We start from the raw sequence: 297 nt of genomic DNA on the forward strand, positions 1-297 counted from the left end.
TCAAACAAGATCTGTCCCGGCCCACGTTCTACCGCATGCTGATGCGCCGCCTTCGACGCCGGCTCGACTGGCAACCTTATGTGAAGCTCAACCTGGAGGCGCGGGACGTGCGCAACGATCCGCAGCTACCGTCCATGCGTGCCGCGTTGCGTCCCATACCTATCGCCATGCGGCCCCTTCACCGGGATGGAACCGCGACTTGGGGCAGAAAGACCGCACGCGAGCTGGCCTGCCTCCCGCCAGCGGACCAGTTCGCGCAGATCGCCAAGCTTGCCAGGCAGAAGTTCTCCTTCGACC

At 64.3% G+C, this 297-nt stretch carries 1 protein-coding gene; it reads left to right on the forward strand.

The window, feature by feature from the left end; translation table 11 throughout:
• Positions 1 to 297: hypothetical protein (locus F2P46_RS36590; protein ID WP_166899397.1), on the forward strand; the 297-nt coding region annotated here is incomplete at both ends.

Origin of the sequence: Massilia sp. CCM 8734, from assembly GCF_011682155.1 — a bacterium.
GTDB lineage: Bacteria > Pseudomonadota > Gammaproteobacteria > Burkholderiales > Burkholderiaceae_D > Telluria_A > Telluria_A rubra.